General features: G+C 34.2%; 25 protein-coding genes and 2 pseudogenes. 23 read left to right on the forward strand and 4 right to left on the reverse strand.

The genetic code is table 11. The annotated features are described in order from the left end of the window. The first annotated feature begins 26 nt into the window (after positions 1–26). Both GFJ36_RS05040 and GFJ36_RS29005 read left to right on the forward strand, forming a co-directional pair. Positions 27–929 carry an AraC family transcriptional regulator gene (locus GFJ36_RS05040; RefSeq protein WP_071721586.1) on the forward strand — a complete coding sequence of 301 codons (903 nt, stop codon included), beginning with the start codon at positions 27–29 and terminating at the stop codon, positions 927–929. Positions 930–1,213: 284 nt separating this feature from the next. After that, positions 1,214–1,366 (forward strand): hypothetical protein, encoded by a 153-nt coding sequence (locus tag GFJ36_RS29005; protein ID WP_046956985.1) that lies wholly within the window; start codon positions 1,214–1,216, stop codon positions 1,364–1,366. A gap of 389 nt (positions 1,367–1,755) precedes the next feature. Here the strand turns inward: GFJ36_RS29005 and GFJ36_RS05045 are convergent, their stop codons facing one another. Together GFJ36_RS05045 and GFJ36_RS05050 are read right to left on the reverse strand one after the other, a co-directional pair. Then, positions 1,756–3,498 (reverse strand): sensor histidine kinase, encoded by a 1,743-nt coding sequence (locus GFJ36_RS05045; protein ID WP_088062415.1) that lies wholly within the window; start codon positions 3,496–3,498, stop codon positions 1,756–1,758. Between the two features lie 9 nt (positions 3,499–3,507). Then, positions 3,508–4,212, reverse strand: a complete 705-nt coding sequence (locus tag GFJ36_RS05050) for a response regulator transcription factor (protein ID WP_088062417.1) — start codon at positions 4,210–4,212, stop codon at positions 3,508–3,510. Positions 4,213–4,346: 134 nt separating this feature from the next. Between GFJ36_RS05050 and GFJ36_RS05055 the strand changes: the two genes are divergently transcribed. The 13 genes and pseudogenes from GFJ36_RS05055 (at position 4,347) to aceA (ending at position 16,375) form a co-directional block, all read left to right on the forward strand. Next, complete coding sequence (locus GFJ36_RS05055; protein ID WP_088062419.1) at positions 4,347–5,201, forward strand: CPBP family intramembrane glutamic endopeptidase; 855 nt, start codon at positions 4,347–4,349, stop codon at positions 5,199–5,201. 1 nt (position 5,202) lies between these two features. Beyond that, positions 5,203–5,559 (forward strand): annotated as a pseudogene (locus GFJ36_RS05060) (hypothetical protein). A 31-nt stretch (positions 5,560–5,590) separates the two neighbouring features. Then, complete coding sequence (locus GFJ36_RS05065; protein WP_088062420.1) at positions 5,591–5,890, forward strand: hypothetical protein; 300 nt, start codon at positions 5,591–5,593, stop codon at positions 5,888–5,890. An 11-nt stretch (positions 5,891–5,901) separates the two neighbouring features. Beyond that, complete coding sequence (locus tag GFJ36_RS05070; protein ID WP_098230401.1) at positions 5,902–6,090, forward strand: hypothetical protein; 189 nt, start codon at positions 5,902–5,904, stop codon at positions 6,088–6,090. 134 nt (positions 6,091–6,224) lie between these two features. Beyond that, positions 6,225–7,493, forward strand: coding sequence for a M48 family metallopeptidase (locus GFJ36_RS05075; protein WP_137011507.1), 1,269 nt, complete (start codon positions 6,225–6,227; stop codon positions 7,491–7,493). Positions 7,494–7,626: 133 nt separating this feature from the next. Then, positions 7,627–8,406: pseudogene (locus GFJ36_RS30200) on the forward strand (MCP four helix bundle domain-containing protein); the annotation flags it as partial. A 156-nt stretch (positions 8,407–8,562) separates the two neighbouring features. After that, positions 8,563–9,354 (forward strand): methyl-accepting chemotaxis protein, encoded by a 792-nt coding sequence (locus GFJ36_RS30205; RefSeq protein ID WP_412677804.1) that lies wholly within the window; start codon positions 8,563–8,565, stop codon positions 9,352–9,354. 213 nt (positions 9,355–9,567) lie between these two features. After that, complete coding sequence (locus tag GFJ36_RS05085; RefSeq protein WP_088062426.1) at positions 9,568–10,470, forward strand: DMT family transporter; 903 nt, start codon at positions 9,568–9,570, stop codon at positions 10,468–10,470. 83 nt (positions 10,471–10,553) lie between these two features. Continuing rightward, on the forward strand, positions 10,554–11,225 hold the full coding sequence (locus GFJ36_RS05090) for an S-layer homology domain-containing protein (protein WP_088608389.1): 672 nt from the start codon (positions 10,554–10,556) through the stop codon (positions 11,223–11,225). A 410-nt stretch (positions 11,226–11,635) separates the two neighbouring features. After that, on the forward strand, positions 11,636–12,295 hold the full coding sequence (locus GFJ36_RS05095; protein WP_087984704.1) for an S-layer homology domain-containing protein: 660 nt from the start codon (positions 11,636–11,638) through the stop codon (positions 12,293–12,295). A 339-nt stretch (positions 12,296–12,634) separates the two neighbouring features. After that, on the forward strand, positions 12,635–13,297 hold the full coding sequence (locus GFJ36_RS05100) for an S-layer homology domain-containing protein (protein WP_088608388.1): 663 nt from the start codon (positions 12,635–12,637) through the stop codon (positions 13,295–13,297). A 189-nt stretch (positions 13,298–13,486) separates the two neighbouring features. Beyond that, entirely contained in the window at positions 13,487–15,076 is a 1,590-nt protein-coding gene (aceB, locus tag GFJ36_RS05105; RefSeq protein WP_088608387.1) for a malate synthase A, read from the forward strand. Positions 15,077–15,097: 21 nt separating this feature from the next. Then, positions 15,098–16,375, forward strand: a complete 1,278-nt coding sequence (gene aceA / locus GFJ36_RS05110; protein WP_088608386.1) for an isocitrate lyase — start codon at positions 15,098–15,100, stop codon at positions 16,373–16,375. Positions 16,376–16,466: 91 nt separating this feature from the next. Here the strand turns inward: aceA and GFJ36_RS05115 are convergent, their stop codons facing one another. Next, complete coding sequence (locus tag GFJ36_RS05115; RefSeq protein WP_088608385.1) at positions 16,467–17,258, reverse strand: phosphotransferase; 792 nt, start codon at positions 17,256–17,258, stop codon at positions 16,467–16,469. A 373-nt stretch (positions 17,259–17,631) separates the two neighbouring features. Here GFJ36_RS05115 and cspA point away from each other — a divergent pair, with 373 nt between their 5' ends. Further along, positions 17,632–17,835 (forward strand): RNA chaperone/antiterminator CspA, encoded by a 204-nt coding sequence (gene cspA, locus GFJ36_RS05120; RefSeq protein ID WP_000301521.1) that lies wholly within the window; start codon positions 17,632–17,634, stop codon positions 17,833–17,835. A gap of 248 nt (positions 17,836–18,083) precedes the next feature. On the opposite strand, the gene GFJ36_RS05125 is transcribed toward cspA, so the two are convergent. After that, a complete protein-coding gene (locus tag GFJ36_RS05125; RefSeq protein ID WP_000391440.1) occupies positions 18,084–18,269 on the reverse strand; it encodes a hypothetical protein in 186 nt (61 codons plus the stop codon). A 283-nt stretch (positions 18,270–18,552) separates the two neighbouring features. Here GFJ36_RS05125 and GFJ36_RS05130 point away from each other — a divergent pair, with 283 nt between their 5' ends. From GFJ36_RS05130 to GFJ36_RS05160, 7 genes are all read left to right on the forward strand, one after another. Next, complete coding sequence (locus tag GFJ36_RS05130) at positions 18,553–19,134, forward strand: competence protein ComK (protein ID WP_060489289.1); 582 nt, start codon at positions 18,553–18,555, stop codon at positions 19,132–19,134. Positions 19,135–19,524: 390 nt separating this feature from the next. Further along, on the forward strand, positions 19,525–20,118 hold the full coding sequence (locus GFJ36_RS05135; protein ID WP_000347516.1) for a TVP38/TMEM64 family protein: 594 nt from the start codon (positions 19,525–19,527) through the stop codon (positions 20,116–20,118). A gap of 56 nt (positions 20,119–20,174) precedes the next feature. Beyond that, positions 20,175–20,738, forward strand: coding sequence for a signal peptidase I (gene lepB / locus GFJ36_RS05140; protein WP_048567025.1), 564 nt, complete (start codon positions 20,175–20,177; stop codon positions 20,736–20,738). 378 nt (positions 20,739–21,116) lie between these two features. After that, positions 21,117–21,917 carry a hypothetical protein gene (locus tag GFJ36_RS05145; protein WP_097890485.1) on the forward strand — a complete coding sequence of 267 codons (801 nt, stop codon included), beginning with the start codon at positions 21,117–21,119 and terminating at the stop codon, positions 21,915–21,917. After that, on the forward strand, positions 21,914–22,900 hold the full coding sequence (locus GFJ36_RS05150; protein ID WP_097890483.1) for a WXG100 family type VII secretion target: 987 nt from the start codon (positions 21,914–21,916) through the stop codon (positions 22,898–22,900). Before GFJ36_RS05145 ends, GFJ36_RS05150 begins: the two co-directional genes overlap by 4 nt. Before the next feature lie 18 nt (positions 22,901–22,918). Further along, complete coding sequence (locus GFJ36_RS05155) at positions 22,919–23,623, forward strand: hypothetical protein (protein WP_157349510.1); 705 nt, start codon at positions 22,919–22,921, stop codon at positions 23,621–23,623. Further along, positions 23,620–23,886 (forward strand): DUF4176 domain-containing protein, encoded by a 267-nt coding sequence (locus GFJ36_RS05160; RefSeq protein ID WP_097890481.1) that lies wholly within the window; start codon positions 23,620–23,622, stop codon positions 23,884–23,886. Before GFJ36_RS05155 ends, GFJ36_RS05160 begins: the two co-directional genes overlap by 4 nt. Positions 23,887–23,921 lie beyond the last annotated feature (35 nt).

Genomic DNA, 23,921 nt, shown 5'->3' on the forward strand with positions numbered 1-23,921 from the left:
AATACATATAAGGCGGGTGAACAGAGATGGAAAGCTATGAAACACAAATTCAAAGGTCAATTGATTATATTGAGGAAGATGTAATGGAAAAACAGACGCTGCGTAATTTAGCACGCATTGCAGGTTTTTCTGAGTCGCATTTTCATCGTGTATTTCAGGCGTTAGTAGGTGATACAGTAATGGAGTATGTTCGAAAGAGGAGGTTAGCCCGGGCAGCTTATCAACTTTCTCATACGGATGAAAAAGTTATTGATATCGCATTTGAGCATGGCTTTCAATCTCACGAAACGTTCACGAGAGCCTTTAAAAAAATATTTCAAATGACACCGAGTGAATATCGAAAACAAGAAATTGAAACGCCGATGTATTACAGCGTAAATGTAAAACAAAGAAAATTAAATCCGTATTTAGGAGGCATACAAATGGAATATCGTATTGTAAATAAACCAGAATTTTTAATGGCGGGTTATGAACTGAAGACGACAAGTAAAGAAGGGAAAAACCATCAAGACATCCCAGCATTTTGGCAAGAATATTTACAAAAAGACCTTGGAACGACGATTCCGAATCGTAAAGATACGAGCCAATGGGTAGAGCTTGGATTATGTACTGATTTTAATTTAGAAACAGGGGACTTCACTTATATAATTGGAATGGAAGTTACAGGGTTTGAAAATGTGCCAAATGAAGTTGCGAAGCGTACTTTCCCAGCAGCGACATATGCTGTATTTACAACGCCGAAAGTTCCTCATGAAGAAATGGTATCGTCTATTCACCAAACGTGGAATGCAGTATTCTCAGAATGGTTCCCGCATTCAGGATACGAACATTGTGGCGTTAATGAATTTGAACTATACGATGAGCGTTCCCATGCAGATAAAAGTGAGTTCGCTCAAATTGAACTTTGGATACCAGTGAAGAAGAAATAATAGGATAAGAGCGAATCATTGGGAGATGGTTCGCTTTTTTATAAAGAGGGAAAAGGAAAGGGGTTCAAAAATTAGAATGTGTTTGTGTTTGTAGGGAAATAGCTAAAATATGGAGATGACCTTTCATAGTGAGTTGTGAAAGGTTATTTTTACGAGTGGATTGTTAAATTTGTATTGCCTCATCTGTAATACATTTAAAAATGATAAAATAAAGTAGCAATTAAATATTGCGGGTGGAAGGTTATGCCCTTTCTTCATTTTGTGGAGAAAGGAGGTGTAATCGTATGGAATTTCTTTTGCAAATTTTGTTGGAAATCACAAAAACTATAGCTAGAGAAGGTATAGTTATGGGATTTAAGAAATTAACGACAAAAAGGCGCAAAAAGAAGACCACCCGTCTGCCTGCGAAGCGTGGGAAGTCTTCTAAGCGCAAATAAGCTTTAGTTGCAACCTTCCACCTTGCGGTAATTAGTTGCAGTGACGGGGTGTTGGAAGCACCTCGTCTACTTCATTTTATGCAAAACTTAGTTAGTTTATACTTCTATTTATAGTATAACAGTTTAGAAATGTATTTGTTAATAGTTTTATTTTTACTTTGTATAGTAGGAGTAGACTGGTATTGTTGGTTTTTGTCGACAAATCGATATATCTTGAAAATCGCTGATATATTTTGAGTTACGCCGATATATTCAAAAAATCGCTGATATAATTTCGTGTACCGCTGAACTATCGCAATAAGCAAGAATAAAAGGCGAGTAACATAATTTCATTTACCGTTGAATTCTCCTAGAAAAGAAAAAAGAAAAGACGCCAGATAGCGCCTTTCCTACGAATGAAATGGAAACACAAGTATAATTGTCGTACCTTTTCCGAGTTCGCTGTCAATAGAAATTGTTCCGTTATGAGCATGAACGAGCTGTTTTGTAATAGCGAGGCCAAGTCCAGTTCCGATGTTGCTTTCTTCTGTATTTGTTCCTCTGTAATATCGCTCAAATAGAAGCTCTTTCGTTTTATCATCCATTCCTTTTCCATTATCTGAAATAGATAGTGTAAATGAAGTAGCGTTTTGCGAAAGTTTTACGATGACGTTTGTCGTTTCATTATTATGTTTTACAGCGTTTACGAGTAAGTTTTCGATAATACGCTGGAACCATTTTTCTTCAATGAAATATTGAATTTTGTTTGAGCTTGGTACGAATTCAATATTTTGATTTTGAAGTGTTGGGTTATTAATAAATTGTAATAATACTTTTTGAACGAATTGATTCATTTCAATGTTTACGTGCTGCGCAGGAAGACTGTTATTTTTTAATTGATACGTTAAGCTTAAGTCATCAATTAATGTCGTCATATATTGCGATTTCTCTTTCATAACGCTGCCGAATTGTTGAATGTCACGATCAGTCCAGTTGTACTGCTTTGATTCTAGTAATAATGCGTAGCCATAAATAGAGCTAAGTGGCGTTTTTAAATCGTGCGTTAGACCGGTAATCCATTCTTCACGTGTTTGCTGCAGTACTTGCCTCATCGCATCATTTTTTTTGAGTGTAATAGAAAGGTGCTCTAGTGAATTTGTCACATCACTAAATAAGCGGAATGACCATTTTTCTTTACCAGATTGCCGGAACCTGACAGGTTTCCCTTTTTTACTAACAGGTTCTTCGTACTTTCCACCAGCGATGTTTTTAAGCCAGCGCATCGCATGGAGTAACGGTTTTCCAAATTTATTACCGTACCAAATAGAAAGAATGACTAAATAAACAAATACGATAAGAAGGATTAATCCGCATCCGATTAGAAACTTTTTAGTAAATACATCGTCTATTTCATCATCTGGATAGTAGTACTCATTTTTGGCAGTTACAACAAGAAGATGATTGCTATTTGTGTCGTAAAAGCTAGACGTGTTTTCTTTATGATTCCACGGTTCCTTTTCGCTAAGAGCAGCTTGTATGACAGAAAACGTTTTTTTCTTTCCATCTGGATAGGAGAATACTTCTTCGCCATCACTATTAAAGATTTGAAGTGCTGCTTTTTCTTTAGAAAGTAACTGTTTTTCTTCTTCTGTTAATGTGAACGAATCCGTAGATACAGACGGGTGCTCTTTCTGGATTGTTTTCAGTAATACATTGCTTTTTAACATACCGCCGTATATAACAAGTACGTTCTTTTCTTCTAGTTCAATTTCCCAATATGTAAATGTATAAGGGCTTTCTATATGATTCTGTATATACGAGAATAAAAATGTTTTCGTATAAGATGTCGGTACGTCACTCGGCGTATTAAAGTGATAGAGAACTTTTCCATTTTCCTCTACAACTTGAATCCAATCATTTTTTTCTTTAATTAAGTCTTTTACTTCAGCTTTTAACGAAATATCGCCATCTTCTGAAGAGATATATCTTGAAATCATAAAATTATCAGCATCTGGAATATTCGGTTCGTATGAAGTACTCGTAACAAGAAAAATTAAATACGTGAAAGCCGCTACTACAGCAATCAGTAATGTAACTAAAACAAATACGTGTTGCATGATAAACTGAATAATAAGTCGTTTATTAAAGTTCATATCGTCACCCTACTTTGTAAGGAACTTATAGCCAAGTCCGCGAACGGTTTTTATATATTCTGGTTTACTTGGGTCTTGTTCAATTTTTTCACGTAGTTTTCGAATGTGGACCATAACGGTATTATCATCGCCATTATAGGCAGGTGCTCCCCAAACTTTCTCGTATATTTCTTCTTTCGAAAATACGTAATTCGGATTCTCGCAAAAGAAGAGTAATAGCTGAAATAGCTGGGCGGAACATTCGACAACATGTCCATTTACTGTAAGCTCTGCGGAATATCGATCAATTTCAAATCTACCAAAGGAACTGGATTGTGCTTTTTGTTCGTGTGGTACTGCTTGTTTCATATGTCTTCGGAGTTGTGCTTTCATACGAGCTACTACTTCAAGTGGATTAAATGGCTTCGTAATATAATCATCTGCACCGTGTGAAAATCCAGATATTTTATCTAAATCAGATGTTTTAGCTGTGAGGAAGAAGATCGGGCAATCTGTTTTCTGGCGAATGATTGGACAAATATCAAAACCAGATTGTCCAGGAAGCATGACATCTAAAATAATTAAATCGTATTCATTTTGCTGCGTGAGAGATAAAGCTATTTCAGCCGATGTTGCAGTTGTAATATGAGAAAAACCTTCTTTTTCAAGAATGGTAGTTAGTAATTGTAAAATTGCTGTTTCATCATCAACGAGCAAAATATTTGCTTCATACATAAAAATCCCTCCTAATTTCCTCGAATATCATATCATCTTTCGGTAACTTATGGAATTTTTAAGGAAATTTTAAGGTTTTCTTTCTCAAAAAATTAAGAATCAAATGATATGATAAAAGTAACATAGGGGAGGAGATGAGTGTGAATCCGTTTCAAACGATGCGAGTTAGGTATTTTTTAATTGTATTTGCACTATTAACTTTAGTTGCAAGAGTCAGTAATGAATTGATAGAAAATACATTTCATATGCAAAATTCTACTTTTATAAATATTCTTATATTCTATATCTTTCCGATTACATGGATTTTTTTTGAGTATAGAAAACACCGTGTTTCCTTTTCATTATTTATTAATAAAAATGAAACATTTAACCTGGTGCAAGTTTTATACATTGCACTTATGTTAGCCGTGTTTAGTTATGGATATCTTATTTTGTACATGTATAGTTTTGCATGGATTACACCGGAATTTATTATGAACGCATTACGTGAACCGGTTATTGATAGCACAGGGGGATATGTATATCAAATTATTATGGTCGTGTTCATCGCACCAATTATCGGTGAATTTGTTTTTCGCGGATTTTTACTGCAACGTTTCGCAGCAAAATGGGGAACGAGTATAGCAATCATTGTAGTAGCGATGTTGTTTGCGTTGTTACATGTTGATTTCCTAGGCGCAGTAGTATTTAGCGTTGTACTATCAATCGTATATATTCGTACAAATAGCTTACTCATGCCAATTGCTATTCACATGTTAAACAATGCATTTGTAATCGGTGCTTCTTTTCTAATAAATAAAGAAGAGATAATGAGTTTTGCAGATTTCTCAAATTATACGACGTTCTTTCCAGGGCTTCTTATTTTTATAACGGGATTAAACTTAGTACTCATCTTTTTATTTGTTAACCGCAAATATTGGAATAAAGAAATGCCAGCTATATATGTAGAGCAGGAAAAGAGTTTTTCAAACGTAGTGGGGGATAAGTAAGATGAAGAAAACGGTTGAAAAAATATTGAAAGACATGATAGAATCTACGTTTCTTACAGATATTTGTGATAAAAGCGTGTGTCATTAGGTGCAACCTGTAGTAGATACGATCGTGTTTCTAGAGTATTACTTATTTTCTAGTACTCTTTTAAAAGAAAATATTATTTCTCTTCTTATTGTGTTAGGGGTTTTAATACTATTTGGTCTTATTGTAGAAGCGATGATGAAGTGTATCTTCAGAAAAAATGAAGAGAAGTATATGTGGGTTTATAAAGTATTCGAGAAAGTAATGGGGGCTTTCCTTTTGTTTTATAGTATGAAAACTATCATTTACTTTATAGCTTTGAAACATCATTAATTCTAAATTTGAAAGGGATGTATAAAATTATATGAATGAAACAATATCATCAAATAAGTTTTTTTATTTGATTTTGCTTAGTATAGTGCTGATCACGACAGTCAATGTTATTCTTCGCTGGGAGGAAGCTTATTTCTTTATGTATTTAGCACTCCATTTGCTAGGAATATTATGTATAAGCGGTGGAATAGTTGCTGAAAAAAAGAGTGAAGAAAGCATTAATTATATGTGTGTGACCGGTCTCATTTTACTATTAGCTGTGCAAGGTATTATGAAATATAGTTCTTTTTCTTTACAAGATTTTAGTTTATTAATGGATATACTTCCTTAAGGGGGCGCGTTATGTTATGTAAGAAGCAAATAGGATACGTACTAATTTTAGTAGGTTTTTTTACGCTTATTGTAATGACGTTATTTTTTCAAGACTATGAATATATACGCTATATAAAAGGGGCTGGTTTCATATGTTGGGTTGTAAGTATATTTCTTATCCCAGAGTATGAACCGAAGAAAGTGTCTAAAGGTAGGTAAAACTCTTCTATTTGTAGAAGAGTTTTTTTATGTGAATAAAAGGCTCGCGAGCAATTCGCATAATAAGCTTGTTCTAATTTAGCATGTACGAACTTACAATAATAATAGACAGGCAGCATAGAGGAGGGAATAGCGTGAGGAAGGTTATTGGGTGGTCGCTTTTTTTGTACGTTGGGTTTGCGTTGCTTATATATTGGTATTTATTTGGATGGAATCATGAACTGATTCCGGACATGTATAAAGGAACGAGTGCAGATCCAGAAACGTTTATGAATGCGAGAGAGCTTACGCTAAGCCAAGATTATTCGCGCGTGAAAAATTTACTGTATTTTTTAGCGACGCCTCTGGAATGGATTATTTTATTATTTGTACTTGTGCTCGGTGTTTCAAGAAAGTTTGAGAAATGGTCGAAGGAAACGACGAAAATAAGTGTCCTGCAAGTTGCGATTTATTTCTTTTATTTATCACTACTCACAACAGTTCTAGCCCTGCCGATGCAATGGATTAGCCGAAAAGTATCCGTTGATTACGGCATTTCAACGCAAAGTACACAAAGCTGGATAAAAGATCATGTTATCGGTTTTTGGGAAAGTTATGCGACTATGTTAATCGTAGTTACTGTTCTGTTATGGCTTATCCGTAAATTCCCGAAGAGATGGTGGCTAGCGGGATGGGCACTCTCTGTTCCATTTACAATCTTTTTAACATTTATACAGCCGGTCGTTATTGATCCGCTTTATAATGACTTCTCGACGCTGAAAAATAAAGAATTAGAAACGAAAATTTTAGCGATAGCAGAAAAAGCTGATATTCCAGCTAAACATGTATATGAAGTAAATATGTCGGAAAAAACGAATGCATTAAATGCATATGTAACAGGAATTGGCCCTAACGCTCGTATTGTAATGTGGGATACAACACTTAAGCAATTAAAAGATAAAGAGATTTTATTTATAATGGCCCATGAAATAGGGCATTATGTTATGAAACATATATATTGGGGCGTTGCGAGTTATGTGTTGCTATCGTTTATAGGGATGTATCTCATTAGTCGTATTATAAATATGTGTATTCGAAAATGGGGAGATACGCTGCAAATTTCAAAAGTAGCATGTTTTTCAATTTTACCTTTATTTTTCTTAATTTCTTCTGTACTCTCTTTTGCATCACAGCCAGCAACAAACTATGTTTCTCGTATAGAAGAACGAGCAGCAGATCAATACGCTTTAGATATGACGAAAGACGGGAAATCTGGTGTAAAAACGTTTCAATATTTATCAAAGACGAGTTTAAGCCAAGTGAATCCGCCTGCGTTAGTGAAGTTTTTCTTATACACACATCCACCAATTTTCGAAAGAATTCATACGTTTGAACAATATGAGAAACAAAGCAAAAAGAAGTAGCGATTATGCTACTTCTTTTTTAGAGATATAAGTTTTATATTGGGAATATTTATCATTGCTTTTTATTGCGATTTTGTGAATAATAAGCTATAAAATTCTAAAAATCTATATATAAAGGAATAAAGGTGAAAAAATGTATTTTTTAAAAAATTTAAAAGTGAAATATAAATTATTATCGCTTATTTCATTAGCAGTATTGAGCATGGTAATTATGAGCTGCGTAGCAATTAATTCTATTAATAAGATTAAGCATGATACAGAGGTTGTAGTAGATGATTATCAACATTCTGTAGTTTTATTAGAAGGAATGCTTCGTACACAAAATTCACTAGAGTATAACTTACTAGAATTAATTACAGCGTCACCAAATGAGGGGACAAATAAAGAGGGGATTATTGGTAATATTGAAAAGGATCTTGAAAAATATGATTCTTTATTAAAAGAATATGATGATGGCTTCAATTTAAGTAAGCAAGAGGATGAGCTGTTTCAGAAGATGAAGGAATCTTTGCCAAGTTATATGGAGACATATAAGAAGTTGTTTGATAAAGCGAAGGTAACAAATGAATCTCAAATAGTAAACGAATTTCATAAGGAATTAAAACCGAAGGGAGTAGAGTTAGCTAGTTATGCTGTAGATCTAGAAGCGTATGTTTCAAATTTAGCTGACCAAGTATTTAAAGATTCTCAAAAAATGATAGATCGGTCCGTTATTACTTTTATCATTCTTGTAATAGTTACTACAGTCATTATATGTATAGTAAGTTATATTATTAGCAAGCTTATAGTTGCACCTTTACAAACGGTTAGTCGTATGATGGAAAGAGCAAAAGAAGGAGATTTAACTGTACATGGTGAGTATAATGCTAAGGATGAATTAGGTGTATTAGTAAGTGATTTTAACGAAATGATTGCAGGGCTAAGAACAAATATGCAAGAAGTAGAGAATAATATTCAGCTTTTATTCCAACATGCAGACGGAGTAGTATCTGCATCGGAAGTATCTAGTGGTGCAGCGAAGAAAATCACTATAGATATTGAAGAAGTTGCAAATGGCGCAGAGGGCCAAATGCAGGCAATGGAGCAAACTGCGGGTGCGATGGAAGAGTTGACACAAGGAATGCAGAGTATAGTGAATACATCATCCTCTGTAAATGAATTGTCTGCTCAATCAGCATTAGATGCAGAGAGTGGTAACAAATTAATGAAACAAATGATTCAACAGATGGATACAATCCAAAATTCAGTACATAACGGTGTGAAACAAGTAGAGACTATGAAAGAACAATCAGAAGAAATTGTTAAAATCATTGATGTTATGCAAGGTATTACCTCTCAAATTAACTTATTAGCATTAAACGCCGCAATTGAGGCTGCCCGTGCTGGGGAAAGTGGTAGAGGATTTGCAATTGTGGCAGATGAAGTAAGAAAATTAGCAGAACAATCTAGTGATTCTGCAAAACAAATTGAGAAGCTTATTACTCAAGTTATGGGAACAACGAACCATACGGTACATATGATGGGGAAAGTAGATAATGAGGTACAGGCAGGTACACAAGTAGTAATGCATACAGAAAAAGTATTTGGAAAAATTACAGAAAAAGTACAGCAAGTATCTGAGCAAATTCAAACGGTATCTATGTCTACAGATGAAATTGCAGCGAGTAGTGAAGAGATTTCGGCTTCTGCAGAAGACATGGCTCAAATATCCCAAAGATCATCTGACCGCACTGATAGGGTAAAAGAGTCTATTCAACAGCAAGAAAAATCTGTTCAAGAGATCTCGGTTTCAATTGAACATATGCATAATGCAGCAGGAGGATTAAAACAAATAGTTGCCCAATTTACTCTTCAAAAGTAGTAGTATATTTAAGTTTTAATATAGAAAAATTCCATTCAATAAATAAAAAAAATCATCCTATATAACAAAGGATGATTTTTTTATGGGAATTTTGTGCAGTTATCACTTAATATATTCTAATTTTTTACAATTTTCCGATTGTAATATATAATAATACGTAATGTTTTGGAGATTTTTCATTTGTAAAAGATAGTTTATAGGAGGAGAGAAAGGGTGTTCAATAAAAAATCAATGCCGGCTATAAAAATGATCCTTTCGATGTCTATTTTTGGATCAATTGGATTTTTTTCTACTCAAACAGGTTTACCGTCTTTTGAATTAGTATTCGTTCGTTGCATTTGTGCGACTATATTTTTAGCATTATGTTGGCTCGTAACAGGACAGTATAAAAGTGAGAAATGGAATAAAAAAGAAGTAATGCAAATATTAGCATGCGGTGTATTTCTCGTTTTTAACTGGGTATTTTTATTTAAAGCGTTTGAAGTTATGTCGATTACAATTGCGATTTCAGTTTATCATCTTGCACCCATTATCGTATTAATGATTGGTAGTATTGTATTTAAAGAGAGACTTACAGTGTTTGCGGTTATGTCCATTGTCATTTGTTTTATCGGTACAGTTTTAGTAGCTGGAGTAGATGGAAGTCTATCGTTTGAAAAACTGATGTCATCTGGAATGGTATGGGCACTTCTTGCAGCATTATTTTATGCTTTTACCACTTTATTAGGAAAAGGAATTCAGCATACGAGCGCATATGCGATGACATTTTTACAAACATTTTTAGGTATATTTTTATTGCTACCATTCGTAGACTTTGGCAAGTTTCAAGGGTTAACAGAGATGAACTGGATGATGATCACAGCGACAGGTCTTATACATACGGGATTTGTATATTACTTATTTTTTGACAGTTTAAGAGGTTTATCGACGAGATTAATTTCTGTATTAGTGTTTTTAGATCCTGCTGTTGCAATCCTATTAGATACAGTCTTTACCGGATTTAGACCAACTAGTATGCAAGTAGTAGGGATTGTTCTTATATTTGTAGGAATGGCATTTACTTTTCGAAAAACAAAGGACGAAAAAATAGCGGTAAAAGAAAGTTTGTATTCTTAATTGTAAATAATTAGGTGTATTCTATTGAAAATTCCCTTATTTTTTGTACAATATAAAAGGTAGGAAAATAAAGGAAAAGGTAGATGAGAGAGATGAAAAAGCTAGTAAAGATAGCGACATCGTTAACTTTAATGGGAGGAATATTTGTAAGTGCAAATGGTGTGTCTGCAAATACTGATGTTCCCCAAAAATCTGGTCCTAATATTATGATAGAGTTTGATGATGTAACAACAGGTCATTGGGCATATGATGAAATTACGAATTTAGTATATCATCGAATTATGTATGGATATGGAAATGGTAAGTTTGGTGTAGAAGATAATATAACACGTGAACAGGCGGCGGCAGTATTACATCGTGCACTTCATTTAAAAAGAAGTGTGTTTAATGAAAATCCATATGGAGATATTAGTGGGAAATCAACAATGTTTCCTTACGAAATTTTACATTTAACGAATATTGGTATTTTTAAAGGAGACGAAAATGGAAATTTCCGTCCGAAAGATACACTGACTCGTGCAGAATTAGCACAAATTTTAACGAAAGCATATGAGTTGAAAACAAAGCGTCCGCATACATTTACAGATATACGAGAAAACCATTGGGCAAGAGATGCAATTAGCGCATTACAGTCTAATAATGTAGCGGTAGGAACGGGAGATGGCAAGTTCGAGCCTGAAATGCTCGTTACACGTGGGCAATTTGCGAAGTTTTTACAACGAGCAATTGATAATTCTCCAGGGAAAATGGAATAGATAAAGAGAAAGCTCATAATTTGTGGAAGCGGTATCTTCCGCTCATTATGAGCTTTTATTAATAGATAGGTTAATATTGTCGTATGTTGTAGTTAAGTCGATATAATTGCATTTTTTGTCTAGAAAATGAACTCTTAAAATGTGAAGGATTTCTTTTAAAAAAAGTAGAATATTTATATTATAGAAACACCTTTACATGAATACAGGGAAGAAAATTGATTTGCGTACAATTGGGTATAAAAGTTGAAATCGAGAGCGAATTGGCTCTCCTTTAGTAGTGATTCTCACAATAATAGATTTTTTAAATGTAATATATTGCATAACGGGTGCGAAGGCAACATATGTAATATTGGAAAGGATTTCAGTCTATTATTTTCCGTTTTTTAAATGGAGATAAAGGGGAGAGGGCAATGAAGAAGAACATGTTACGTATAATGGCAACGGTAACTATTATGGGCGGCTTGTTTGTAAGTACAAATGTTACAAACGTAAAAGCAGAAGAATATCCAGAAATGATTGTTTTTGATGATGTTCCAGTAAACCACTGGGCATATGACGATATAATGGACGTAGTATACAATAAAGTAATGTTAGGCTATGGAAATGGTAAGTTTGGTGTAGGAGATAATGTAACACGAGAACAAGTAGCAGCAGTACTTTATCGTACATTGAATTTGAAAAAAGAAGGACCTTTAAAAAATCCATACAAAGATATTTCTGAGAGGGCAACAATGTTTTTAGATGAAATTTTAGTATTAACAAAGCATGGTATTTTTGAAGGTGATGAAAAAGGAAACTTTAGACCAGCCGCACCTGTAACACGTGCAGAAATGGCGCAAATTCTTACGAAGGCATTTACATTTGAGGTGAAGAAGAACCATACATTTAAAGATGTACCAAATAATCACTGGGCAAAAAATGCGATCAGTGCACTGCAGTCTAATCATGTCATAGTAGGAACAGGAAATGGGGAATTTGAACCGAATAAAGTTGTAACACGTGAGCAATATGCAACGTTTTTAAATAAAGCTGTTTTTTATTTTCCTGTAAAAGATGAGGATTATGAATGAAAGTTAAAATATAAGGACATTTAAATTATATCGATATAATATAAAGTAATAAAAAAGCGTGGGAATTCCACGCTTTTTTATTGTTTTATATTATTAATAAGTATATAAATTTTCTATTCATAATTTAGTTGTTGGAATTTAGTGGATAAGAAGAGATTGAATAAAGTAACTTTTTCTTGTTTAAATATGAGATTTAGTAACTTTATTATTAATAGAGTGTAAATAAAAGTATATGAAATATAGTTCATAAATTAGACAAAAATCACATGGGAATTGTATTGTTACGCTTTCGTTAATTCTTTATATTAGAAAAAAATATGTTTTTAGGGAGAGAATACTTTGAAGAAAAAAATTTTAAAAGTAGCAACAGCTTTAACAATTATGGGTGGAGTAGCATTTAGTGCTGAGGGGACTACAGCAAAAGCTGAATTAGCTGCAAAGCCACAACAAGCAAGTCAGGCAATCTTTACAGATGTACCAGCAGGACATTGGTCTTATAAAGCAATTCAAACTTTAGCAGAACATGAAATTATGCTTGGTTACGGAAATGGTGTGTTCGGTTTTGGACATAACGTAAATCGTGAACAAGTAGCCGCTTTAATTTATCGCGCACTAGATCTTGATGAAGAATTTGGTGAAGATGAGGTATTAGAAAGCCCATATAATGATATTGTTGATGATAACTCAACGATGTTTCCTTTTGAAGTTTTAGCAGTAACAGAATTAGGTATCTTTACAGGTGACGAGAATGGGAACTTCAGACCAAAAGCTACGTTAACACGTGCAGAAATGGCGCAAGTTCTTACAAGGGCATTTGGATTACAAGTACAAGGAACAGCAAAATTTAAAGATGTACCAAAGGGACATTGGGCAGAAAATGCGATTAATGCAGTAGGTTCAAATGGTATTTCAGTAGGAGATGGAAAGGGTAACTTCGCTCCGAACATGAAAGTAACACGTGAACAATATGCTCAGTTCTTATTTAATTCAATGTTTAAATAAATAATAAAGAAGGAGCCGGTGTTGTATAACACTGGCTTCTTTTTTATATGTAATGCCGGTGGAAGAATATAGTTTTGTAAAAAAAGCAATTAAATTTTCAAAAAAAACTTCCTTTTCTGAAGATTTGTTATATAATATAAAACATAAAATCAAATCTGTTATAAAACAGTTTAAGAAGGGGATGCTAATATGTCGACGCAAACTTCACGGGTTACATTGCCCGGAGAAATGTTACCAGCGTACAACGAAATATTGACACCTGAGGCGCTTAGTTTTTTAAAGGAACTACATGAAAATTTTAATAAGCGCCGCATAGAACTTTTACAAAAGCGTGCGGAGAAACAAAAGAGAATTGATGCAGGAGAGTTTCCGAAGTTTTTAGAAGAAACAAAGCGCATACGTGAAGCGGATTGGACAATTGCTCAATTGCCAAAAGATTTAGAGGATCGCCGCGTAGAGATTACTGGACCAGTGGATAGAAAGATGGTTATTAACGCTTTAAATTCAGGAGCGCATCTTTTTATGGCAGATTTCGAAGATTCGAATTCACCAACTTGGGAAAATGCAATTGAAGGTCAAATAAATTTACGAGATGCAGTGCAGGGAACGATTTCACATAAAAATGAAAACGGAAAAGAATATCGTTTAAATAGTAAAACAGCAGTATTAATTGTGCGTCCAAGAGGATGGCATTTAGAAGAAAAACATATGCAAGTTGATGGGAAGAATATGTCTGGTAGCTTAGTAGATTTCGGACTTTATTTTTTCCATAATGCAAAGGCTCTTTTAGCAAAAGGAAGCGGTCCATACTTTTACTTACCGAAAATGGAAAGCCATTTAGAAGCAAGGTTATGGAATGATGTTTTCGTATTTGCTCAAAAATATATTGGTATTCCAAACGGAACGATCAAAGCGACGGTGTTACTGGAAACGATTCACGCTTCGTTTGAAATGGATGAAATTTTGTATGAGCTTAAAGATCATTCTGCTGGGTTAAATTGCGGAAGATGGGATTATATTTTCAGCTTTCTAAAGAGCTTTCGTAAACATAATAAATTTTTACTTCCAGATAGAGCGCAAGTCACGATGACGGCGCCATTTATGCGCGCGTATTCTTTGAAAGTCATTCAAACGTGTCACCGTCGTAATGCACCAGCTATTGGAGGAATGGCGGCACAAATTCCGATTAAAAACAATCCAGAAGCGAATGAAGCAGCTTTTGAAAAAGTGCGTGCAGATAAGGAGCGCGAAGCTTTAGACGGTCATGATGGGACTTGGGTTGCCCACCCGGGACTTGTACCAGTCGCGATGGAAGTATTTAATCACATTATGAAAACACCGAATCAAATTTTTAGAAAACGTGAAGAAATACATGTTACAGAAAAGGATTTATTAGAAGTACCAGTGGGAACGATTACAGAAAATGGGCTTCGCCTAAATATTAGCGTAGGTATTCAATATATTGCATCTTGGTTAAGCGGACGGGGAGCAGCACCCATTTATAACTTAATGGAAGATGCGGCAACAGCGGAAATTTCTAGGGCACAAGTATGGCAATGGATTCGCCATGAAGGTGGAAAGCTAAATGACGGTCGTAATATTACGCTTGAATTGATGGAAGAGCTAAAAGAAGAAGAACTAGCAAAAATAGAAAGAGAGATTGGTAAAGAAGCCTTTAAAAAAGGGAGATTCCAAGAGGCGACAACGTTGTTTACAACTCTCGTTCGGAATGATGAATTCGTACCATTTTTAACATTACCGGGTTATGAAATTTTATAAAGTGAAAAGGGGATGGAACAAATGAAAAACGAAAGAATTGAGAAATTACAAGAGAGCTGGGAACTAGATAAGCGCTGGAAAGGGATTACACGTCCATATTCGGCAGAAGATGTAATTCGCTTGCGCGGGTCAATTGATATTGAACATACATTAGCGCGCCGCGGTGCTGAAAAGCTTTGGTCATCGCTTCATACGGAAGATTATATTAACGCACTTGGCGCATTAACAGGAAACCAAGCAATGCAACAAGTGAAAGCTGGGCTAAAAGCAATTTATTTAAGTGGATGGCAAGTTGCTGCGGATGCGAACCTTTCTGGACATATGTATCCAGACCAAAGTTTATATCCAGCGAACAGCGTACCTGCTGTAGTAAAACGAATTAATCAAACACTTCAACGTGCGGATCAAATTCAGCATATGGAAGGAAGCGGTGATACAGATTATTTCGTACCGATTGTAGCAGATGCAGAAGCTGGATTTGGCGGACAATTAAACGTATTTGAACTGATGAAAGGTATGATTGAAGCAGGGGCATCAGGTGTGCACTTTGAAGATCAATTATCTTCAGAGAAAAAATGTGGACATTTAGGCGGAAAAGTATTACTACCAACGCAAACAGCGGTGCGTAATTTAATCTCGGCACGCCTTGCAGCAGACGTAATGGGAGTGCCGACAATTATTGTTGCAAGAACAGATGCGGATGCAGCAGATTTAATTACGAGCGATATCGATCCGGTTGATAAAACATTTATTACAGGTGAAAGAACTCCAGAAGGATTTTACCGTACGAAAGCAGGTCTTGATCAAGCAATTGCACGTGGTTTAGCATACGCTCCTTATGCAGATCTCGTTTGGTGCGAAACATCTGAACCGAATTTAGAAGATGCAAAACGATTTGCGGATGCAATTCATAAAGAGCATCCAGGGAAATTGCTTGCATATAACTGTTCACCTTCATTTAATTGGAAACAAAAATTAGATGAAAAAACAATTGCAAGCTTCCAAAAAGAAATCGCATCTTACGGTTATAAGTTCCAGTTCGTAACACTAGCGGGATTCCACTCATTAAACTATGGCATGTTTGAATTGGCACGTGGCTATAAAGAGCGCGGCATGGCAGCATACTCTGAACTACAACAAGCAGAATTCGCAGCAGAAAAACACGGCTACTCTGCAACTCGTCACCAACGCGAAGTAGGAACAGGTTACTTTGATGAAGTAGCTCAAGTTATTACAGGCGGTACTTCATCAACGACAGCGCTAAAAGGATCTACAGAAGAAGCACAGTTTACGAAATAAAAGGAAGGGGCACCTTTTTGAAGGGTGCTCCTTGTTATTTTCGGAACGATTTTTCACATATATCGATTTACTAACAAAAAAGACGATATTATCAAATCCACTCAGCTCTATGATCGCGAATAAACTTCATATCTTTCTCATAATGCTCTAAATGTCCTTCATCAATCATTTTTTGGAAATTCAAGTCGCCTTCTTGTGCTTTTCTTTTCACATATGTACATAATGCTTCTAATCGTAGTAACACTATTCCTAAGTAATCTTCGTCCATATGTTTACCGTAGGACTGGACAAACAATTTCACTCTTTCTTTCATACGGCTAGCATGTTGTGCCGATTCATAATGAACTGCCTCACCCGATTCTGTATAATACACTCTACTTAAAGGTACACAAGTATAAAGCGTATAAGCGATATCCCAAATTCTCGGACCAGGAGCAGCAACATCGAAATCAATAATACCTACTGGTTTCTCGTCATGAAAAATAATGTTATATATAGCAAAATCGTTATGGCAAATAACCTCAATGTCATTTGGAGTAAGATCCATCGGTTGCCATTCATCTGATAAGGGAAAGTCACTTACCGCATCATGATAAAGGCGGAGCATCTTTGCTATTTCCTTTAAAACATCATTAGATCGCATATATTCTTTTAAAGGATAATTCCCAGCGTCTCCTTCAATAAAGGATAAAATCTCTCTATCTTTTTCATCTACACCTAAAAACTTTGGAGCATGATGAAACCCTTTGTTTTCTAAGTGCTGTAATAATGTATGAATTTTTGCACTGCCTGGCTTTAATTCTCGCCGAACAGTATTTTCAGAACGATACACATTTGATACATTTCCCCCTGTAAGCTTTTCTTCGTTGGTGTAGTTTGACATATAATCCCCTCCAATATAACGACTGTACGATTATATTGTAACACTTCAGAACAAGGGATGTAATCGTATTCAAATGATGTATGTGTTCACTTTATAGTGAAATCCGCACATACTAAAATCAATTATTTACGAATGTACAATCAATTTAATTTGTCAGTTATTTTCAAAAAAGATTGTACATTTCATTTTAAGTATGCTATGATGAAGTCAGTTGAATAGTTAAATTAAGCAATCCATATATTATCAAGTGCCGAAAAACGAACGAGAAAAAGTATGTGAGAACTAGTTTATGTTTCGTGTTTGATAATGTGTGGATTCTTTTTTTATACAGGAAGACTAAAATAAATTGTGTTTTCTTTAGGAGGAAATAATTATGGCAGTAACAGGACAAGTAAAATGGTTTAACAACGAAAAAGGATTCGGTTTCATCGAAGTTCCAGGCGAAAACGATGTATTCGTACATTTCTCTGCAATCGAAACTGAAGGTTTCAAATCTCTAGAAGAAGGTCAAAAAGTTAGCTTCGAAATCGAAGATGGTAACCGTGGACCTCAAGCTAAAAACGTAATCAAACTATAATTTTATAGTTCATTATGGAAAAGGATGGCTGCTGCCATCCTTTTTTTGTTGTAATATACGAGCATAATGATTATATTTGGGGGAAAAGTATACAAATGAAGTCATACTCGATGTTCGTAGCGGGAATAAAGAAGATCTACACAATACGATTGAAGAAATCTCATTCGCTCGCTTTAGATGAATAAGAAAAAATAGTCGTTTTTTTGAGGACGAAGAAGAGTAAAAGGCTTTCCAAAATGGAAGGTCTTTTACTCTTCTTTTCCAATCTTTTTCTTTTCGCGTTTCTTACATTCAGAGCATTTCGATTTACGAAAAGGCTTTGCAAAGAATAGTAGAATGAAAAATAAGCCGAATATAATGCTGGATGAGTTTTTCACGATTACAATGCTGCTATTTTTCATTTGAATCGTTGGTTGCATTTCTTTTTCTTCCATAGTGGACCTCCATTTATTGGATTTTACTTTTAATTATAGCAAAGTTAATTGTCGTAATGATGCGAAATGAGGAAGCAGTTGTAAATATTTATTGGTAGTATAAATACATTTTATATAGGTTTTTATTACAAAAACACTATATTGTTATTTTATAATTTAAAAGATGTTTGATAAATGATAAAGTATTGTAAAAAAGCGGAATCTGTAAGCCATTTCCTTTTCATAGGTGCTAGAATTATATATGCAGCTGCTAATATAAATAGAAAAAAGGAGACAGTAGAATATGGAAAGTAAAGTAGAACGCTATGTCGAAAACTATGTGGTAAATAAAAATACAATGGCCTTACTTCCTGTTATTCTAAGTGAAAAGAAAATCGTTACACGAGTTGTTGAGATGGAAGATTCTTTTTTCGTATTTCAAAAGCCCCTAGATATTATAGAAAGAAGTTGCCGCAAGCATGGCTCTAGTTTCTTAGGCAGAAAAGAAGGAACGAAAGAGTTAACTCATATTACACATAAAGCACCGATTGCGATTAGTCCGACAGATCAACTTTATTTTTTTCCCACTTATTCATACTCTAGAAAAGAGTGTGCTTGGTTGTCTCATTTTTATATTGAAAGTAATAAAGAGTCAAAAGATGGAAATGTTATTGTTAGATTTATAAATGGATTTGCTGTGAAATTAGAAATATCAAAAAGCAGTTTTGAAAATCAACTAAATCGTACAGCGAAATTGCGTACTGAATATGAAGATCGTAGAAAAAAACAAGGGAATCCTTGTTTTAAAGAGATTGATAAAACTCAAGAATCTCGATTAAAACCAGCATACGAGAAAGTATATTTTGTGAAAGAAGAGGAAGTTTAAGAGGATGGGGAAAAATCCCCATCTTTTTTATTTGTCAGTTTTTATCGGTAAGTCGATATATTCGAAAAATCACTGATAAAAATCGAGTTGTGGTTGATATATTTGAAAAATCGCTGATAAAATGCGAGTTACAATCGATATATTCAGAAAATCGTCGATATAATTTCAGTTACTGAGGAATTTGCCACTAAAACAAAAGGATCATTTCCAAAATCGCAAAACGTCTTGTCGAATATTGATAGATTATCATAGCATAATAATGAAGGAATTCTCATGGAAGATATGGAAACTTAATAATTACATCTCCATATGTCGTATCTACCATTTCCTCTTTCATATAAGCAATGATACAGTAGAGGTAGTACTTAGAGTAAAGGGGTAAAGTGTAGAATGGATTTTCAGACAATCAAAGAGTATTTTTCACCAGAAAATATGGATCATATTGTTGAAAGTTATAAAGCGTTCGGACCACTTCTCGGTATTGGTTTACCGATGATAGAAGCGTTAATACCGGCATTGCCACTCATCGTATTTGTACTGGCAAATGCTGTTGCATTTGGATTTTGGCTCGGTTTTCTTTATTCTTGGCTTGGATCAGTAATGGGTGCCTTACTTGTCTTTTTCATTATCCGCCATTTTGGACGAAGTCGTTTCTTTTCTTTTGTAAATAAACATGAGAAAGTAAGGAAGGCAATGGGATGGATTGAAAGGAAAGGATTTGCGCCGATTTTCGTCATATTTTGTTTTCCGTTTACACCGTCTGCGCTTATAAACGTTGTCGCTGGTTTATCTCGCATTAGTGTAAAACAGTTCGGGCTTGCGCTTGCGTTCGGAAAGCTTGTGATGATTTTTATTTTAACGTATATCGGTCATGATTTAATGTCATTTATTCATAATCCGGTGAAATCAGTCATTGTAGCAATTGGTATTTTTATTTTATGGTATGTCGGTAAGAAAATCGAAGTAAAGTTAGAACTACATTAAGAATAGTCTTCTTTGTAAAGGAAAGCTTCATTATTAAAGGATAAGGGGAGAAGCGGATGAAGAAAACTTTGAAAAAAGAAGGCATAGAGTGGATACGAACAATTTTAATTGGTGTATTATTAGCTGTATTTTTTCGAACGTTTTTCTTTTCGACGTACGTTGTAGAGGGGAAGTCAATGATGCCGACATTGCAAGATGGTAATATGCTCGTTGTAAATAAGGTGAGTTATCAAGTGGGGGACTTGAACAGGTTTGATGTTGTTGTGTTTCATGCGAATAAAAAAGAGGACTACGTAAAACGAATTATCGGTTTACCTGGAGATCAAATTGAATATAAGCATGATAAACTGTATATAAACGGACAATTCGTGGATGAACCTTATTTAGAAACGTATAAGAAAGAGATAAATGGACGACAACTAACAGGTGATTTTAAACTAGAAGAGTTAACGAAAGAAAAGTCGGTGCCACCTGGCTATATTTTTGTAGTGGGTGATAACCGCCTCGGGAGCTGGGATAGTAGACACTTTGGATTTGTAAAAGCTGATACAGTTGTCGGTAAAGTTGATTTACGATATTGGCCAATTCAAGAGGTGCAAACGAATTTTTCAAAAGGTTGATATAATAGATAGAAGTATAGAAAAAGGCAAACAATTATGTTTGTCTTTTTTACTTTATATTTTTTCAATCTATTGCTAATGAGAATGTTTAGCTGGTATCGTGACCAAGGATAAAAAAATTTTATATCGTTATATAATTGGTAATGATAACTTCTAAAATTTTCATGTTTAATCTGTACTTCTTTGAACGTTTCTACTATTTGTTGGTTAACCTTTTTACTATAAGGTAGACTTACTTTGGAATGAATTTCAATAAAATCGTAATTTGTAATTAGCGAGTAAGATACTTTTTATGAATTAATGATTACTAGATACAATTATTTTTTTATTGTATTATAATTTTTAGGGACCGTATATTAAGCTAGGGAGTGGGGATGTTTGAATATTGAGCCTCTTACGTTATCGAGCAAAGAAGTATATGTATTAACGGGTATATTTGATCATGAAACAATGATTGGAATTGAGAATCCATTTGAAAATTGGTTAGAAGAAGAGATAGATAAAGAATTAGATATAATGTATGACCACTGGAGGGAAAAAGAATTACTCATAATAAAAGAAGACGAAGTATTTTGTGAACAACAACTTGTAGAATATTTTAGTATTTGTCTAACTACAGGTTTTGTTATTGAAGTACAGATAAACAAAAACGACATTAAAGAAAAAAACGTCTTTTATTTTACTGATAAAAAAGTTATACATAACAGAATAACAGATGTTAACGGTGAAAAACAGTGTATATTTAGAGAGTGTGGAATACCTGAGGTAGCATGGCAATTTATATATCAAGCGTTGCAGTCTAAAAATACTTTTCCACATTCGAATTATACATTTAAACTTCCTTGCGCCGTATATGAAAAAGATTTTTTAAATCAATCAGAAAAGGATTTATCGGAATTATTCGGATATTATTCGGATGATGATGTTAAAGAATTAGTGAATATTATATGTGACCGTGAAGAGTTAAATACAATTAAAACTCATTATTATATAAAGGATGCATGGTATACCGATAGTATTCAGTATATGTATAGTCAAAACCAATATTGGCTTATCCAAAAAATACTAGACAGGGGAGAGAAGCAAACGAATGTTATTTGTCTAGATATTTTTGCAATTATCAAAGAAATCAAAAAAATGGTTCTGTACCTTAAATCAATAGGTGGTGAATCAAAATGAGTAAAGAAATTAAAGTTACTCCTGCTCTTTTAAGGGGGTTAGCTTCTAATATAGAGCGTGCAGCTCATGAAGTATTTGAAACACATAAACGTTTGAGTCAGCAATTAATGGATTTACCCTTTCAAGTATCTGGAAGGGATGCTGTATTGAATCAGGCTTTATATGCAGGTTCAATGTTAGAGGGCGTAACGAATGATTTAAAAACTCATAGCAAATCATTAAGAAGTATTGCTGATCGTTTTGAGAAAACTGATCAACAAGAAGTTTCATTAGGAGATTGGAAAATAGATAGTGTTGACTTATTAAGTCCTTTTGGGGGAGGCATTGATGAATGGAAAGAAAACCCTATGGGAGCCGGATTAACCGCATTTGGAACCTTTAAAGATGGTCAAGAGGCATACCAAATTGCTCAAAGGCATAACCAAGGTTTTCGCGCGACACCATATACAAATAATCAAGGAAAACCTATGGTGCGATTTGAAAATCGTACACTTATTAAAGGAAAAGATGGTAATAACGTTATTAGAAGAACAAAGCTACCATTAGAGGAAGCTAAAACAATTGATGAAGTAAAACGTTATGTGTTAAAACCAGGTGCATTATTAAAAGAATCATTATCGTTAAAAAATAACGCATTAGGATATATAAGTACCGGTTTAGATGTCTTTAAAGATACGAAAGAAAATTTGGAAAGTAATGCAAGCAGTAGTAAAATTGTAGGAGACATTGTTGGTGATGTAGCGGTTGGAGTAGGTTCTACTGCTGCTAGTACTTGGGCGGGTGCTGCAGTCGGTACAGCAATTGGAGGACCCATTGGAACTGTGATTGGGGCTGGTGTAGGTTTTACCGCTTCTGTAGTATCTAGCATAATAACGGATGGAATTAAGTTCGATAAAGGGGACTGGAATAATGATGGTGAAAAAGACTCTATAAAAGACCGAATTAAATCTGGAATAGGCTCTGCTTTAGATGAAATCTTTTAATTTTCTATGAGGTGCATAATGGATAAATATAACTTTAAAAATATAGATGATGGCATACGAATATTACTACCATTTGATATAAGAAATATTGTCGGATCCTTTGTATGGTTTATTATGAATTTTTTGTTATTGATTATAATTTTTGTATTTCCACCAATATATAATGTGTATTTTTACTTGGCGCTTCCATTTTTTATAGTATGTAACTTGTGGGGAATTTGGATTTTTATTAACAAACCTAAGCAGCCTCAATTACAACATTTACTATATTCTGGATTTGTTGGAACTAGCATTTCATTTTGTAGTTTTATAGGTGTTCAAAAAATAGCTTACGAGTTAATAGGATTGGCATCACCTTTATTTTTTATTCTATCATTTATAGTATACTGTTTGGTTGTTTATAAATCCGGACAATTGTGGATTAAATATTTTACAGCTCGTTTAATGGGTATAAATGATCAGAAGGTGAAATTTTCAAAAGTCGGTGTTTTTTCAGGTGTAGGCTACATTGTTGGTCAAATTAGTATAGGAATTTTAAGTCAAGATTCTCTAGCGATTTTGCTAATTATCTTACTGTCATTTTTCTCGGTTATTTTCTTGTTTGCGAGTGTCCATGTGTATTTTTATTTTGATTTTAAAAAACATCTTATTACAGGGCATTCAAAAATGAAACAGGTTCAACAAAAATCTAATCTTACAAGAAAGGAAAGGAGAAGGAAATGAATTCACATCTTCTACCTATAGGCTCTATCGTAATCTTAAAAGAAGGAACCAAGAAACTCATGATTTATGGGCGTAAACAACAAGTAGAAACAGATAAAGTGAAAAAATTTGACTATATGGGATGTTTTTACCCAGAGGGCTATATTAGTCCTGATTTTACTTATTTATTTAACCATGACGATATTCAAGAAGTTATATCAAGTGGATATAAAGATGAGGAAGAAAGAGCTTTTCAACAAAAGATATTGTCTAAAGTGGAGTAAGAAATATTACATAGAAAAAGCTGCTTATATGAGCA

Origin of the sequence: Bacillus sp. EE-W1, from assembly GCF_009760835.1 — a bacterium.
In the GTDB taxonomy this organism is placed as follows: Bacteria; Bacillota; Bacilli; order Bacillales; family Bacillaceae_G; genus Bacillus_A; species Bacillus_A wiedmannii.